Source organism: Fortiea contorta PCC 7126 (genome assembly GCF_000332295.1).
Classification (GTDB): Bacteria; Cyanobacteriota; Cyanobacteriia; order Cyanobacteriales; family Nostocaceae; genus Fortiea; species Fortiea contorta.
The window spans coordinates 3780724-3796771 of record NZ_KB235930.1; the positions used below are offsets into that span (position 1 = coordinate 3780724).

The 16048-nt window shown below is 43.0% G+C and carries 15 protein-coding genes; 7 read left to right on the top strand and 8 right to left on the bottom strand.

Annotated elements, in window-relative coordinates; all coding sequences use genetic code 11:
* Nucleotides 1–64: 64 nt before the first annotated feature.
* The 3 genes from MIC7126_RS0117415 to MIC7126_RS0117425 form a co-directional block, all read right to left on the bottom strand.
* Nucleotides 65–955, bottom strand: coding sequence for a glycosyltransferase family 2 protein (locus MIC7126_RS0117415; RefSeq protein WP_026100342.1), 891 nt, complete (start codon nt 953–955; stop codon nt 65–67).
* Between the two features lie 218 nt (nt 956–1173).
* Complete coding sequence (hpsJ-B, locus tag MIC7126_RS0117420; RefSeq protein WP_017654445.1) at nt 1174–2049, bottom strand: hormogonium polysaccharide biosynthesis protein HpsJ; 876 nt, start codon at nt 2047–2049, stop codon at nt 1174–1176.
* A gap of 169 nt (nt 2050–2218) precedes the next feature.
* Complete coding sequence (locus MIC7126_RS0117425) at nt 2219–2893, bottom strand: TIGR04282 family arsenosugar biosynthesis glycosyltransferase (protein ID WP_017654446.1); 675 nt, start codon at nt 2891–2893, stop codon at nt 2219–2221.
* A 165-nt stretch (nt 2894–3058) separates the two neighbouring features.
* On the opposite strand from MIC7126_RS0117425, the gene MIC7126_RS0117430 reads away from it, so the two are divergent.
* The gene (locus MIC7126_RS0117430) at nt 3059–3640 is read left to right on the top strand and encodes an NADPH-dependent FMN reductase (protein ID WP_017654447.1); all 582 of its coding nucleotides are present in this window, start codon (nt 3059–3061) and stop codon (nt 3638–3640) included.
* On the opposite strand, the gene MIC7126_RS0117435 is transcribed toward MIC7126_RS0117430, so the two are convergent.
* Both MIC7126_RS0117435 and MIC7126_RS0117440 read right to left on the bottom strand, forming a co-directional pair.
* Nucleotides 3630–4088 carry a cupin domain-containing protein gene (locus MIC7126_RS0117435; RefSeq protein WP_017654448.1) on the bottom strand — a complete coding sequence of 153 codons (459 nt, stop codon included), beginning with the start codon at nt 4086–4088 and terminating at the stop codon, nt 3630–3632. The genes MIC7126_RS0117430 and MIC7126_RS0117435 overlap by 11 nt on opposite strands.
* 48 nt (nt 4089–4136) lie before the next feature.
* Complete coding sequence (locus MIC7126_RS0117440; RefSeq protein ID WP_017654449.1) at nt 4137–4907, bottom strand: cysteine hydrolase family protein; 771 nt, start codon at nt 4905–4907, stop codon at nt 4137–4139.
* A gap of 175 nt (nt 4908–5082) precedes the next feature.
* Here MIC7126_RS0117440 and MIC7126_RS0117445 point away from each other — a divergent pair, with 175 nt between their 5' ends.
* Entirely contained in the window at nt 5083–6483 is a 1401-nt protein-coding gene (locus tag MIC7126_RS0117445) for an amidohydrolase (RefSeq protein WP_026100343.1), read from the top strand.
* Nucleotides 6484–7174: 691 nt separating this feature from the next.
* The gene (gene glgP, locus MIC7126_RS0117450) at nt 7175–9388 is read left to right on the top strand and encodes an alpha-glucan family phosphorylase (RefSeq protein WP_026100344.1); all 2214 of its coding nucleotides are present in this window, start codon (nt 7175–7177) and stop codon (nt 9386–9388) included.
* Nucleotides 9389–9567: 179 nt separating this feature from the next.
* On the opposite strand, the gene MIC7126_RS0117455 is transcribed toward glgP, so the two are convergent.
* The gene (locus tag MIC7126_RS0117455; RefSeq protein WP_017654452.1) at nt 9568–10824 is read right to left on the bottom strand and encodes an FGGY-family carbohydrate kinase; all 1257 of its coding nucleotides are present in this window, start codon (nt 10822–10824) and stop codon (nt 9568–9570) included.
* Between the two features lie 163 nt (nt 10825–10987).
* On the opposite strand from MIC7126_RS0117455, the gene psaM reads away from it, so the two are divergent.
* Nucleotides 10988–11113 (top strand): photosystem I reaction center subunit XII, encoded by a 126-nt coding sequence (gene psaM / locus MIC7126_RS27835; RefSeq protein WP_051050453.1) that lies wholly within the window; start codon nt 10988–10990, stop codon nt 11111–11113.
* A 440-nt stretch (nt 11114–11553) separates the two neighbouring features.
* On the top strand, nt 11554–11964 hold the full coding sequence (locus tag MIC7126_RS0117465) for a slr1601 family putative cell division protein (protein WP_017654454.1): 411 nt from the start codon (nt 11554–11556) through the stop codon (nt 11962–11964).
* A 48-nt stretch (nt 11965–12012) separates the two neighbouring features.
* Here the strand turns inward: MIC7126_RS0117465 and MIC7126_RS0117470 are convergent, their stop codons facing one another.
* A complete protein-coding gene (locus MIC7126_RS0117470; RefSeq protein WP_017654455.1) occupies nt 12013–12729 on the bottom strand; it encodes a tetratricopeptide repeat protein in 717 nt (238 codons plus the stop codon).
* 429 nt (nt 12730–13158) lie between these two features.
* On the opposite strand from MIC7126_RS0117470, the gene MIC7126_RS0117475 reads away from it, so the two are divergent.
* Together MIC7126_RS0117475 and MIC7126_RS0117480 are read left to right on the top strand one after the other, a co-directional pair.
* Complete coding sequence (locus tag MIC7126_RS0117475) at nt 13159–13623, top strand: hypothetical protein (RefSeq protein WP_017654456.1); 465 nt, start codon at nt 13159–13161, stop codon at nt 13621–13623.
* Nucleotides 13624–13635: 12 nt separating this feature from the next.
* Entirely contained in the window at nt 13636–14193 is a 558-nt protein-coding gene (locus MIC7126_RS0117480; RefSeq protein ID WP_017654457.1) for a glutathione S-transferase family protein, read from the top strand.
* Nucleotides 14194–14328: 135 nt separating this feature from the next.
* Here MIC7126_RS0117480 and MIC7126_RS0117485 read toward each other — a convergent pair whose 3' ends face one another.
* Nucleotides 14329–15987 carry an IS1182 family transposase gene (locus MIC7126_RS0117485; RefSeq protein WP_017651759.1) on the bottom strand — a complete coding sequence of 553 codons (1659 nt, stop codon included), beginning with the start codon at nt 15985–15987 and terminating at the stop codon, nt 14329–14331.
* Nucleotides 15988–16048: the final 61 nt, after the last annotated feature.

Here is a 16048-nt window from a genome sequence, read left to right on the forward strand (position 1 = left end):
TAGTTAGCTATGTCTCAAAATAATTAGATACATCTGAGACGGAATTGTATTTGAGCGCGTAAATTCAAGCCGCATCAGCTTGTGTGACTTCGCCGTGTGTACTTTTTTCACTCAGCAACACACTTGTATCTAAACTAGGTGTGGGCAGATGCTTCATTTCCCATACTTTCAACAAAATTAGATATTCATAGAAAGTTTGTAGTGTACACCAAGCTAGACCAGCGCGTCCATCTAAGCAACCACCTAATAAAAAGTACATATACAAAAAGCGTAGCAGTGGTCTAGCAGGTAAGCGCAAAGACAAATCTTTGAGAGCGCGGCGTCTTTCTACTTCTGTTTTACCGAATAATAAATCTCGCCAATTGACGCTTCCTTGTTGAATTTGATTGAGGGTTTCTTTGGCTTCATCTGTGGAATAACGATTATGTTTTTCAATCCAACGGTTTAAGCCTTTGCTACAAGTGTAATGAGGATAAGTCTCGTTTAAAAAACTAGTTGCACCTTGACAAACTTCTCGCTCGGTATGACCATAATCTGTGAACAAGACTTTACCATGGTGGAAGAGGCGCATTTGGTATCGGGGATATTGAGTGCTATGACGAATCCAACGATTCATAAATATGACTCGTTCTGCAACATAATAGCCGATGTAGTCTGGGTGATGAATTGCTGTTTCACATTCAGCAAATAGTTCTGGAGTCATCCGTTCATCGGCTTCTAGAATATATATCCATTCATGCTTTGGTGGGATAGATTCTAACATCCAAGTGCGTTGCATTCCGTGACTTTCAAAAGCGTGTTGCACAACGCGGATAGGATAGCGACTAGCGATTTCTACCGTGCGATCGCTACTACATGAATCGACAACAATAATATCATTTGATAGCATTGCCGATTCTATACAAGCAGCTATATCTATTTCCTCATTGTACGTCAATATATAAATCGAAAACATTAGTTTTTCTGAAATTTTGATAATTGGAGAAATTTGTCAAATAAAGAATGAAGAATGAAGTAGTAACTTGGTATCTGCTTGGCTTTTTGTAGGCAAAAAATTTAGGTTTAAAAAATCAGTTTTCTTTGGTATTTTGCCCTTTTTTGATGTTCAAATATGATGATTTTTCAGCTGTGCTAATTTCATACTTCATACTTCACACTTCATACTTGAGTTTACTAGCGCGCAGTAGCTTTACGTCCACCACCTTTTAAAGCGCCCATACCTTTTAACCCCGTCCAGCCGATGATAATGTAACCAATGGACAACAGCAAACTGCTAATAGCAATTCGCAGTCCTGGTTTCCAAGCATTTTGAGCTTGCTCTCTATCTTGTTCTCTTTGAGTACGAATTAGATTTAATTGTTGATTTGCAGTTTGAGTGGCGCGGGCTTGAGAATCTGTTGCTTGTGCCAAAAATTTATCAAGTTCTTGATCTAGCAATTTCGGGTCTGCTTTGACTTTTTTAAGTAATTCTTTTTGTTCAGGAGAAATTTGCGGACTTCCTAATGCTTGGTTATATTTTTGTTCGTCTTTGAGCAGTTCGGTAATTTCAGCTTTGAGTTGAGGTTTGGCTTGAGTTCGGAACTGTTCAATTCGAGCTTTGGCTGCGTCTGAATTAACTCTTGCTTGAAATTGAGATAGTTCTTGCTTGAGTTGGTTTTCTTGCTGACCAGATCTTTCGTTGATTTCTTTTAATGCTTGACTTCTAACTTGAATGACGTTGTTTATGTGCCAAGGAAAAATCAGCAAAAACATCAACCCCAAGATGCTTGATAATATCAAAGCTGGGAATCTTAATTCTATACCCTTGGGGATGTCGCTACCTGCATCATTGCTTTCAATCCAGTAGGCGACGAACAACAACCCGATACCAAGCATCGGTGTGATTCCTCGGTCAACTATCGCTGTACCCAAGCCAATTTGAATTAATTTATTAGTTGGGTTGAAGTCCAACAATAAAATTACAAAGTTAATAAAAAAGGACAAAATGCAGATCATCCCCACGACTTTAAGTGTGAGGGTAGCACTCATAGAAGCAAAACGGTTAACCATAGTTTCTCGGTCTTGTGATAAATGAAAGTGATTATTCTATTCAAAGTTACTTGAATATTCCATGACCTTACTGTTGTACATCAACAAGCGACAGATACAACACTGGTAAATGTTTTTTGGCTGTTAGTTTTAAACAAAACCACGGTAGCATCTGTAATTAACAGTGTCCTCAGAAAATTCTGGGTGTTTGGTTGTGGGGAGAGGGGTTAGGAGAGAGGGGAGAGGGTTTCCAAATTGATAAATCTTCTGGACGGTCGATATCAGCCAGGGGAGGCAAGTAAAGATGTGATAAGTTAAGTTTTTGGGCGATGTCCATAGTTTGCTGCAATACTTGAGAAGTGCCCCAGTCGATGTTAGCGAATAATTCTTTGATGTAGCGATGCAATCCAATCAAATAATAGCCACCATCGAGGGCTGGGCCGAGAACAAGGTCAAAAGCTTGTGTTTGCTCAAATGCCGTTGCGAGAATCTGGGAATTAACGCCGGGACAGTCGGTGCCGATTATAATAACTCGTTGTGCACCCGATTGCAAAGCTTCACGTAGCGATCGCTCCATTCGTTCCCCCAAGTCTCCTCCACCTTGAGAATGGTAAGCTAAATCTTGTCCTAGCCAGTCTTGCATGAGTTGCCAATTTCCGCCTGCAAACCGCACTTCACAAGATAGCGCTGTTTTTTTCTGTAATTCTTGTACCTGAAATATGGTATGTTCTGTCATTTGGCGTTGCAGATTAGCTGCGCCCACAGCACCCAATGCAGGTATTAATCTAGTTTTTGTCTTTCCTGCTTCTGGATAGCGAGTGAAAATAATTAGGTGCTGCTGGGAATATTTTTGTAGCTTTAACATAAGATGCTTGATAATCAACGAATATGGCAGTTCTGGCTGAGTGTACGTACATCTGTCAGAGTATGGTATTGTGGGGATTTTGTCATAGTAAGGTTTTTGTAAATTGGTATTAATATAGACACGCGATCGCCTAAAATTATTTTGCATTATTAGCAGATTAAGCAAATGACTCAACCCATCAAAATTCTCTCTTTTGCAGGTAGTTCTCGCATTGAATCTTTCAACAAAAAACTCGTGAAAGTTGCTTCTGTAGGAGCAAAAAATGCTGGTGCAGAGGTTAATTTTATCGATTTACTTGATTATCCTATGCCTCTGTTCAATGAAGATTTAGAAGCTCAAGAGGGACTACCAGAATCAGTGTTAAAATTCAAAGCACTTTTGAGAAATCATCAAGGATTTCTGATAGGTTGTCCAGAATATAATGGCTCGATTACACCACTTTTAAAAAATGCCATTGACTGGGCTACCCGACTAGAACCAGGAGAGCAAGGGTTAAGTTCTTTCAATGGTAAAGTTGCAGCTTTGTTAGCAGCTTCTCCTGGTGGTTTGGGTGGAATTCGGGGTTTAGTTCATGTCCGTGCCATTTTAGAAGGAATCGGTGTGATTGTTATTCCTAATCAAAAAGGAATTCCCAACGCCTATGAAGCCTTTGATGAACAGGGACAACTCAAAGACGAAAAACAGATGCAAGCAGTACAAGCGATCGCCCAAAAATTAGTTCAGATTACATCTCGACTCAATGCATAGCAGTTAGCGCATCTACTCTTCCCAAAACGGCCATATCTTCTGCGTCTAATTCCATCGGCGTTCCGCTACGAATTAGCTCAGAAAAATCTTCATTGGGAACCATCACAGTTAATGTATATAAGCGAGTAGAACCTGTATTTTTGATCAAGTGCGTGCCGGTGGGAGGTACTAATAAACTATCTCCCGTTTTAATTACAACTTTTTTTCCATCACACATCGCTATTCCTTCTCCTTTGAGAACAAAAAACATTTCTACCGCCCATTGGTGACGATTTGGTGGTGTTTGTCCTCCCACATCAAAAATTTCTACGCAACAGGTGAGGGAAGTATTAGCATTAGTTGAATCAAAAATAATTGCTAACCGATTGGAATCGTGGGGACTGATTTGAAAAACTTGATAATCTCCGGGAGATTTAATAATGGGAATTACACATTTGGTGGTGTACATTGATTTATCCTTGGTGATTTGTTATGAAAAAGGACTTATGTTGATTTTTTAGTTAATTAAAGCGGTGAAAATTGCTTGAGAATTGGTTACAAAACCGAAGCATTGTTTGACGTTATATAATGTCGCTAGCCAACAATAATCGGGGGAAGTGGTGGCGGTGCAATCTTTAATTAAGATGCAGTCATAGCCTAAGAAGTTAGCATCACATAGTGTAGTTAATACACACTGGTCAGCATTCACACCAGTAAAAAAAATTGTAGTTATTCCCAAGTTCCGCAAGATGCTATCTAAGGGTGTGTCCCAAAAGCCACTCATGCGGTATTTATCTATACAAATATCCGTTGGTAACTGCGGAAGTTCGTCTACGACTGCAGCCGCCCAACTACCCGCCATAAGTACTTTAGCACCGTTGGTGGGGAGAGAATCGCCTAAGCCCACGCCGTCGCCTGTGGGGTTGTAAACGTGATGAGAATTGGCGCTAATATTCAATAAGTCGGGGCGATTTCCCCAATTTATCCAAATGACGGGAACATCAGCTTCTCGCAGTTGTGGAAGTAAGCTTTGCAGAGGTTCTATGGGTTTGCGGGCTGGGGTGACATCGACACCAATATGCGCTAACCAACCATCAGGGTGACAGAAGTCGTTTTGCATATCGATGACGAGGATAGCGGTTTTGGCTAAATCTAAGCGCAGAGTTTTCGTTTCTGTTGTTAAGATAACGGGTTGTGGGGTTTTTTGAGGACGAGTGATATCTGCAATCGCATGATTCACTGTCCAAGCATTTGGCGCAACTCCCAATGTCCGCAAAGGTAAATCCATAAATTGCAACACCCAATACCTGTTTCTATTTTGTAACTTGAATTTCTGTTCAGTGTTCAATTACTTAATCAAGGTTAAATATTTTGACAGTAATTGCCAAAAAGTTGATACTGCAACTGTGCGATCGCAAATTGGTATGACAATCCCAAATCCCCAATCTAAAATCGAAAATGGTATGAGTTTCACGATTAAGAATGCTCTCGTGGCGACTGAGGATAGTTACGCTACCGTAGATGTGCAAATTAGGGATGGTAAAATTGCTGCTATTGCACCTGAGTTAGAGGCGGTAGGTACAATTGTCGATGGTGCAAATAAGCTGTTGCTTCCTGGGTTCTTTAACGCCCACACCCATTCCTCGGAAATGTGGCAGCGGGGCATTATGTCGGTTTTGCCTTTAGAATTATGGTTGGCGGAACTGTATGATTTTGCTCCTCTGGATACAGAACAGGTTTATTTGAGTGCTTTGGGAACGGCGGTGGAGACGCTGCTTTCTGGTGGTACTAGTGTAGTAGATCATCTGGTGTTGATTCCGGGACTGGAGTTAGAAACCATCGCTACTGCGGTCAGAGCTTACAGGGAAGTGGGGATTCGCGCTTTTGTCGCACCGCTAATTCAAGATGAGTCGATGACTGCGGGGATACCGTCAGGGGAATCAGCCCAAACTCATGAACCTTATTTTCGTTCAACTGCAGCTACTTTAGAATTAATTGCAGAAGCAGTGAGACAATTTCATCGTCCTGATGAGGGTGTGGAGATTTTAGTTGCACCGACGGGGATACAATTGTGTACAGATGCGTTGTTTAGTGGTTGTATTGAGTTAAGCTCACGCTACAATCTCTGTCGTCACTCTCATTTGCTAGAAACCAAAGCTCAAGCCAAACTCGCTCAAGAAAAATATGGTTGCACTGCTGTTGAGCATCTTAGCAGAATTGGATATTTGAGCGATCGCACAACTCTAGCTCATTGCGTCCATCTCACCGACGATGATATTGCTATTCTGGCGCGGACTGGTTCCACGGTTGTGCACAATCCTTTAAGCAATCTGCGTCTGGGTAGTGGGATCGCCCCTATTTTAAAATATCGTCAAGCGGGAGTAAATGTCACTTTTGGTTGTGATGGTGCTTCGAGTAACGATTCTCAAGATTTGCTGGAAGCTATCAAAATTGGTTCAATTTTGCACAATGTCACCGATTTAGATTATCAACACTGGATTACACCCAGACAATCTGTGGAAATGGCGTCTTTAGGTGGTGCGAAAGGATTAAATTTAGGCGAGCAACTCGGTTCTCTCACTGTTGGGAAAAAAGCAGATTTAGTCCTTTATGACCTGAGAAATTTATCATTACTACCGCGTACAGACCCGATTGGTTTATTGGTTTTAGGACGACCAACAAATGTTGTTGATAGTGCTTGGGTAAATGGGAAACAAATTGTTGCTCATGGTCAAGTTACTACAATTAATGTTAACAATTTGCGACAAGAATTATTTAATCTCAGCCGATGGGATACCCAGCGAAAATCGCCAACAGTGGCACAAATTGAAGCACATTATCGCCAAGTTATGGGTTTACTGTAACTAAAATTTGCCGCTATCAAAGTTCCTCGTTGAAGTATACGCCCTAGCTGCTCTAAGTTAGGGCAATTTTTTTGTTATGGACGTAGCCACATAGGTTATACCAATTCAAATAATGCTTGCGACACATCAATCCTTCGTAAGGGCACAACATTGTTGTGCCCCTACCCATCTGTCGCATTCTTTTTCTAAAACGGTATTAGGACATGAACTAAAGATAAAACTCCTGCACAAAGCGAAAAGTCGGAGCGGAGGTTTCCTCCGATCTGAACTTTTCAAGACAGAGACTTTCAACCCTATCCCCTATCCCCTGTTCCCTATTTTTTGTTAATTCTTGTCATGATTCAACAAATATTAACAACATAATAAATATTTTAAAATAAAGTGACTCAAGTTGATAGAAAAAATGCTCAAATAAGAGAGATAATCGGAAAAAGACAACAGAAAAAAAAGATTCAATAGCATTCATTGAACTGCTCTAGGGATAGACTCAGTTGTCAACATAATTCGTAATTAATTATTAGCGATTCATACTTATAAACAGCAGTAGCTCTCGAACCACTGCTGCCTGCTCAAACGCTAAATCAAAATATTTAGCGGTAATTCAGACGCTGCTAATTGCTAATTACGAATTAGTCTTCCTAGAGCAGTTGAGTAGCGTAATAGAAAAAACTAACACAGATTTGAGAGTATTATGGTAAACACCAACGTCATGACGGCAGCATCTCGCCTCAGTCAAAGATTACCTCTGCCATTAAAGCGGTTAGCAGATTTAGCTTATAATTATTGGTGGAGTTGGAGTAGCGATCGCATTGCACTGTTTAACGCCATTGATCCCCAAGAATGGGAACGGTGTGGACATAACCCAGTGGCAATTTTAGAATCAACCAGCTATGAACGTCTCACCCAATTAGCAGAAGACCCATTCTACCTCAGACAAATATCTGCTTTAATCAAAGAGTTTGACCAATACATGGCGCAGCAAGATACCTGGGTGAGTCGAGTCGCACCGCAAGTATCCAAAAACAATCCCATCGCCTACTTTTGTGCAGAGTTCGGTATCCATGAATCTCTACCAGTTTACTCCGGTGGTTTAGGCATTCTCGCAGGGGATCATCTAAAATCATCATCAGATTTAGGTGTACCAATGGTGGGCGTCGGCTTGCTATATCGCCAAGGCTACTTTCGCCAACGCTTAAACCGTCAAGGCTGGCAAGAAGACTATTATATCGATAATCCGTTCCACCGGATGCCCATAGAATTAATCAAAAATGAGCAAGGAGAACCAATCACGATTCAGATAGATGTTCGCCAAAGGTCAGTGAAAGTGCAAATTTGGCGAGTGCAAGTAGGGCGAGTCAGTTTATATTTGTTAGATAGCGATCGCCAAGATAATGATCCCATCGACCGCTGGTTAACTGGACACCTCTACGGTGGTAACTTAGAAACCCGCATCGCCCAAGAAGTTGTCCTGGGAATTGGTGGTGTCCGCGCCCTCACAGCTTTGGGAATTCAACCCTCTGTTCATCATCTCAACGAAGGACACGCGGCCTTTTGCACTTTAGAAATCGCTCGTCAAGAAATCGAACGCACAGGTAAATCCTTTTACGACATCGAAGCCAAAGTCAAAAACAGTTGCGTCTTCACCACCCACACCCCCGTTCCCGCAGGTCATGATGTCTTCTCACCCGATTTAATCGACTCGTTCTTTGCTCAATATTGGACACAACTGCGACTTTCCCGCGAGCAATTTTTAGCACTAGGTGCAAGAAGACTAGGTGATCCCTGGGAACCATTTGGTATGACTGTTTTAGCATTGCGGATGTCTCGCGCTTGCAATGGTGTCAGCGAATTACACGGTCAAGTTTCTCGGAAAATGTGGACAGTTCTTTATCCGCAACGTTCCGAAGACAAAGTACCTATTGGCTACATTACCAATGGCGTACATGCACCAACATGGACAGCACCTTTATTAGCTGACTTATATAATCAATATTTGGGAGCAGATTGGAAAACTCGCGCCGTTGATCCGAAAACTTGGGCAAAAGTTGACAACATTCCCGATGAAGAATTGTGGTCACGCCATCAAATTCTCAAAGAAAGACTAATAGCCTACACTCGCTATAAAGTTAGAAAATCTAGAGAATCTCGCGGTGAAAGCTACGAACTCATCCAAGCCAGTGATACTCTCCTCGCTCCCAACATTTTAACCATCGGCTTTGCCAGACGTTTTAGCCCATACAAACGCGGTGATTTAATTTTACGCGATGCCGAGCGCGCCTTGAAAATTTTTGGCAACGCCGAACGCCCGGTACAAATTATCTTTGCAGGTAAAGCTCACCCCGCAGATGAAGAAGGTAAGCGCATTATTCAGCGTTTAATGGAATGGTGTCATAATTCCGGTATTCTCAACCGCGTCGCCTTTATCGAAGATTACGACATCTACACTGGGCAAAAATTAGTCCAAGGCGTTGATGTGTGGTTAAATAACCCCCGTCGTCCTCTAGAAGCTTCCGGTACAAGCGGACAAAAAGTTTGCTTCAACGGCGGTTTAAATTGCAGTGTCCTCGATGGTTGGTGGTGCGAAGGCTATAAAACTGGTAGTGATGGTAAAGGTATCAATGGTTGGGCGATTGGTGAAGATGCACACACCAGCGATCAAGAATTGCAGGATCGCATCGATTCACAATCACTATACCAGCTTTTAGAAACAGAAATTGTTCCCCTTTACTACGACCAAGATGCTGAAGGTGTACCCCATCGCTGGATACAGATGATGAAAACCTCAATTAAGACCAACGCACCACTATTCAACACAGATAGAATGATTGCTGATTACGTTTCGCAAGTATATGTCCCAGAGATTGCTACTCGTGTAGAACCGATTTTGGCTAAAATTCTGCTTTAGAGGATTTTAATTCGGACTTACGCATTTTACAAATTAATAAAGACAATAGCTTCCAAATTTGGTAGCGATTCTCGTTAACGCGAGGCGCGTCCGTAGGGGTACGGTATCGCGAAGCAACTATATTCTTTGTACAATGCGTAAGTCTTATAGTTTGACAACAGGGCAAAAAACATCTTTCCCTAGCCCCTCACCCCCCGCATCGCTAACAGTGCTGTCCCATAAGCGGCTTCTGTGTGGACTGACGGCTTGACGGTGACTTTTAAAAGCCGTCTGCGAATAGCCGTCCAGGTTTGATTGGCGGCGCCACCACCGGCGGTATAAACATGGGTTAACTGGTCTGCGCCTAACTGTTGTAGTAATTCATAGCCTCTGGCTTCTATGCGAGCCATGCTTTCTAATAATCCGTGGAGAAATTCCGCTGGCTGGTTTGGGCGTGGTGTTAGTCTTGGGGAAAGATGAGGGTCGTTGATGGGGAAGCGATCGCCGTTGTTTAATAGTGGATAATAATCTAGTTGGCTGGCTTGGGCGCTATTAATCTCGCGGCTGAGGCTAGATAATTCCGCATCGGTGAAAAAATGCCTCAGTACTGCTCCTCCAGTGTTAGAAGCACCGCCAGTTAGCCACAAATCGCCTAGGCGATGACTATAAATTCCATATCGCGCATCCTCAACGCGGGTGCGACTCAATAATTTGAGTACCAGGGTTGAACCGAGAGAAGTCACCGCTTGACCGGGTAATTTTGCTCCACTAGCAACAAAAGCTGCAATACTATCGGTTGTCCCTGCACACACTAGACAATCTCTGGGAAAACCGAACTCTTGGACAATTTCCGGACGAAGTTCGGCGATGGGAGTACCTGGGGCGATGACTTTGGGTAGTTGAATCGGTATTTGCAGCTTTAAAAGCCATTGTGGATATTTCAACTGTTCTACGTCATAACCTAGTTTTAAAGCATTGTGGTAGTCACTGATACCTATTTGTCCATGTAACAGAAACGCCAACCAGTCGGCTTGATGTAGAAAATATCTAGCTTGGCTAAAGTTTGGTAATTGGGACATCCACAGAAGTTTGGCAAGACTAGATGTAGCACTTAACACTGTGTGGTGAGGAGGAGCAATTTTTTGCAGATGTTCTAGTAGCGCTGCAGCCCGCCCGTCATTGTAGAGTAGGGGTGCATCTACAGGCTCACCAGCCTCATCTGTTAACAAGACAGTAGCAGAAGTCCCATTGATAGCGATCGCCCTCACTTCTCGGCGCAATTCTTCAGGGATATATTTGAGCATAGTTAACAAAGCCGTCTGCCAACAAGTCGTTAAATCACTGACACTCGCAGTTTCCCAAGGATAACGCACCTCTGCTTGTATGCCGGCTTCATCGTCAATGACTACAGCCCGTGCGCCAGAAGTCCCAAAGTCAATCCCCAGATAAAAATCCATAGATTGATAAATTTTTTTTACGAAGAATAACTAATGACTACTGATTTATCATGGCTTTTGTTGCATCTTGTAACAAGATAATTCCCCAATTAGGCAAAACAGGGAAAAGTAGTAAACGAACCAGTGAAAATATATTCAGTTTAGGAGATTTTCCACCATGCTGATGTTAGATACTCTTTACCTTGCTCAAGTGTCTTCCTTGTCAGATACTCAAGTATACATCGCCCTTGTTGTGGCGCTGATTCCAGGAGTTTTAGCTTGGCGGTTAGCCACTGAACTTTACAAATAACGCTACAGTGTGACACACTGAGGCGAATTCATAAACCTAGCATTACGGAGTGCAGTTTCTAGACGGTTAAGGCTGATTGCCATCGATTGTTGAAAAAACGCTACCTACGTATGCTAGGTTTATTTTTTTTACGATAGATATACGTGTAGCATTTCCGAAAAAATGAAGTAACATGGCAGCTACATCAAAGCTTAATGTGAATTAAAAGCTTGAATTTGGTAGGGTGTGTTATGCCGCAGGCTAACGCACCGTCAGATATCACCGGTGCGTTACGGACTTTAGTCCGTAACGCACCCTACCACTACACTGGATTGAGAGTGACAGCATTGACAAAATCATTCAAGTTTTAATATCTAATTCACATTAGACGTAACTCATAATTAACAAGGTTAGGCTGTTTATAGTGTTCCTATTCCATCAGCGAGGTTCTTTTTAGCATCATGAACGCGATTCAACCATCCAGACCCCCGCTACAACCCATAGAAAAACGCCGAGTCACCCCTCGGCCCAAGCGACATCTGCGCCAGCGGTCTTACCAAATCATGGCGCTGGAAACTACAGCGAAAATAGCAGTTAATCTAGCAATCTCAGGCGCAGCAATTTCTGCCTTGGTGCAACTTTTACCTTATCACTGGTCGCAGCAAGAAAAATTGCGAGAAATTAAGACTGAGGTGAAGCAGATGGAAGGACGTGTCAACACCTTGCAAGCAGAGTTTAGCAGGAATTTTGATCCCCATCAAACTAAGGCAATCATGCAACAGCAAGGGTATCGATTTGATCCCAGCCAGCGTCAGGTGGTGTTTATGAACCAAGACCCGAAAGAATCAGCGCAACCAGATGTATCACCTTAGTTATTGGTTGTTTGTCATCTACCAATTTCAGTCAAGCTTTGGGCGAATCTACCAGTCAAGATGCTGAGGAAACAGCAGTTCGTTTAACCAGTTGTCAACTTGTGAGTGCAGATGGTAACTGAGGGCGTCGTGATTACCGTTTACAGGGGGTAATTGGTTTAAAGCCCGACGATAATCAGCGATCGCACAGTTCCAATCGCCCCACAGATGATAGGTTCTACCTCTCTGGGCCCAGATATGTGTTTGTAGTTGACCGAAGAGTAAAGCGATTTCAAAATTCTCTACAGCTTCTTCATATTGACCCAAATCCCGTAATGTGATTCCTCTGTTAATCCAAGCCCGGACATGACGGGGATTTAAATCAATCGCTTGGTCATAGTCAGCGATCGCCGCGGCTAATTCTCCACAAGCTGCGTAGTAGTTGGCGCGATTGTTATAAGCGCTGGCTAAATGCGGATTCAGTTGTAATGCTGTGTTGTAATCACACAAAGCTTTTTGTCTTTCACCACTTTGAAAATAAATTAGCCCCCGGTTGTTGTAATCAACTGCATTTTGGGGGTGACGATGAATTAGCTGGCTTAAAAGGGCGATCGCCTCTGTATAATCTCCTTGCTGCGCCAACTTCAGCGCCCAAGAACGTAAGTGACTATCCCCTAAAACTGATTCCTCACTACTATTTTCTTGATAGTTAAATCGACTATTATTTACAATATTGTTTAAGTAATTTTCCTGATTACCAGAAGCTAAAAACGAGTAGTTATTCATGCTATATTACCGGGCGAGCTTGTTTTGCAAGTAAATTTATAGTTTTTATCCTATTGCTGGTCTAGCCAAAGCGTTAGGTTGTAATGTGTTGATAGTTACTTTAATTAATCATTTACGGTAATGAACCCCAATCTTGTTCTACACAAATATATTGATGCTCTAATCTGATCATGTATACTTCATCCCCAAGTTGAATTCCTGAAAAAACAAATATCAATCTTCAAGACTAGTCAGATAAGCAGAGCAACAACTTGGTAAAATGCCAACAAGCCGATCAATAGAGATGAGGAAAAGAGGAAAGGGAAAGGGGGAAGGGTTAGGAATTTGGTTTTCCTGGCTTTTTTACCCTCAACCTTTCCTCCCCAACAGAACTCACCACCCCAGCCTCTGATCCCCTGATTTGACTCAAAAGTTTTGAGAAATTTGATTATGACAACGACAATCTCTTATCCCAACGCCCCCGATCTTGCAGCGGATGATTACATTGTGATCGGCTTGGCGACTTGTTTTGTCAAGGAAGACGGCGAAGTTCATCAAATCGAAGTAGTCGAACCTATCCCCTCTGCGGCTTTAGAAGCGCTATTTAAAGGTATTCCCACTTCCTATAAACTGGCTTATGCAACTACTTTAGGATCAGTTTTGGCTGGCGAGACACCATTATTACCACCAGATTTCCCAACATCTGCTCAGTTTGGTGATGAATTTGTCCCCAGGGTGTTTGCAGCCGCCCGTACCTACAAGCGCCGCGAGGTAGCCAAATCTCTTATATCCGTAGGTACAACCTACACAGAATTGGCTTATTCTGTAGAGCGGAAGCGGGTACTAAATGCTACCAGAGTTGTCACCAAAGAAGATAACATAAAACAGCACTCTCACACTCACAAAGTCCTCTAATCCCAGGTGATTATGTTAAAGCTTTATGGCGGCGCTCGTAGTCGAGCCTCAATTGTGCAGTGGTATCTAGAAGAATTAGCGATACCCTATGAATTTGTCCTCCTCGACATGCAAGCGGGCGAACACCTTCAACCTGAGTATCTAGGAATTAATCCTTTAGGTAAAGTGCCGGCAATTACCGATGGAGACTTGACGCTTTGGGAATCGGGCGCAATTTTGCTGTATCTCGCCGATAAATACGGCAAAGGTGCATCCTCTCCAGAAGAGAGCGCTATTCTGGCTCAGTGGGTGTTATTTGCCAATGCTACCCTCGGCCCGGGAATATTCTCCGAAGCTAATCGAGAAAGGGAAATGCCCCGTTTGTTAGCTCCCTTAAATGAGATTTTTACACGGCAACCTTTTTTGTTGGGTGATGAATTCTCTGTCGCTGATGTCGCAGTTGGGTCTATCCTTACTTATATCCCAGTCCTTTTGAAGCTAGATTTGAGTGCCTACCCAGCCGTATTAGAATACATGAAACGGATATCTGAGCGAGCGGCGTTTCAAAAAAGCATTGGCGGACGAGGTTAATTCAATAGGTGGGCAGTGCCCATAAGTGTCAACTTAAGCCACAGATTGCTTAAATGCTTGGCTGACCTACCCGCCTGGGAATGAATGATACTGTTGGCGAATTAACTGAGGGGTCAGACCCATCATGGCTATGTGTTAAGCAGTAGCGCCAAGAGCAGCAAAAGCAGAAATACGTGTCTTTGCCTTGGGAATTTGTTGCCACCAAGCCATCAAGCGGCTCAAATTCATTGCAGCTGCGGTAGCGATGTGTTGTAAATGAGTCTTCGCTAAACCTACGTAGCGACTACGACGCAATTCATATGCGCGAGTGGCTTGGGAAAGAGAGCCTTCTACCCCAGCTCTTAATGCATAGTCAAGTTGAAAATCTGGAGTGGTTTGACGAAGCCGCGCAGCTTGCAAAGCTTGATGTTGTTCTCGGTGTCGGAATTTAAGCAGACGGGGTTCTTTTCTAGCTTGGGTACATAAGCTTCTTTTTTCACAAGCAGCACAACTAGCACGCTCAAAGCGCACCTCAATCACACGATTGTCATAATCATCGGTTCTTTCTCGCCAAGCCTGACTCAATTGACCACTGGGACATCTGACTTGATGCTTGTCCCAGTCAATCGCAAAGCAAGATAAATCAAATCCACCATCTGTTTTGGCTTGCCAACTAGAGTCACCAGGAACTTTTCCCAGTAGGTCAACCTCATACTCACTCATAGAAGTCACTAGATGCTCGGCATCGACATAAGCTGTATCCAACAGATGTTGTGCAGGCAGAAGCTCTTTTTGAGCTAGATGCTGATGAATAATTTGCGTCATTGCTCCGTCTGGAGTTGTTGCTGGAGTCGTCTCAACATTAGTAATCAGATTGGGGCGATTTTCTTCGCAGGTTTCTGTCAAATGAACTGTGTATCCTGTCCAATTGGTATCTCGTTTGGTGCGGTTGCGAGCTTCAGTGTCATAGGGGGATTGAATAGAGACTTTGTTAGGGGGTAAACCTGTGTTTGTTGGTTCTCGCCACACAAGTGTTTCTGCGATAAAAGCATATTGTTGCACCCAAACAGTTCGCAAAATCTCCACACTTTCCAGTTGTCGCCACTTCTCTTCAGTTTGGGACTCATCAATTACCCTCAAGATGTGGTGTCCATCCGCACCGATGGTCAGTGCCAGTTGTTCTCTTGCCGCTTTTTCTTGAGGCAAGCGATATTGCTCAAACCTAGCACCATAACGGTCAAACCAATCTGAGGTCACTTGAGCTTTTAACCATTGAGGCGCAACCATTGCTAATTCATTGAGTGCATGGCGCAAAGTTTCTCCTACTAACTCCAAGCGATTCACTTGACGGATAGCCGCTAGCACATGAGTCGAGTCTGTGCGTTGCCGCCCCCGACTTTTGATGAGTTTTTGCTCTTTCAATTGATTGAGCATCTGATCTAGTAATTGCCTTTGAGAGTCTTTGGCAATCAGTCGCTCTCGAAATTCTGCCAACACGCTATGGTCAAAACCAGAATCGGTTAACTCTAATCCTAAAGCGTATTTCCAATCTATTCTTGACCTGACTGCCTCTGCTGCCTGTCTATCACTTAATCCTTCAGCAAACTGCATCACCGTAATTAGTGCTAATCTTCCAGGGGATAGCGCTAGTTGACCACAACGCGCTGGATATAAAGAGTGAAAATCTTCATCTACATATATTTGTCCCAATTGCTCATACATCTTCATGTAAACGTTGCTTTTGGGAAATGCGGCCTTTGCTACTAGGGCTGTTTGTTTTGGGATTGCCCATTGCTCTATCGGATGAAGGGTCATTTTTGTTTACACTTCTACTTGCCGACAACTTAAATCTTGGCTTAAGTTGAGATTACCTCAT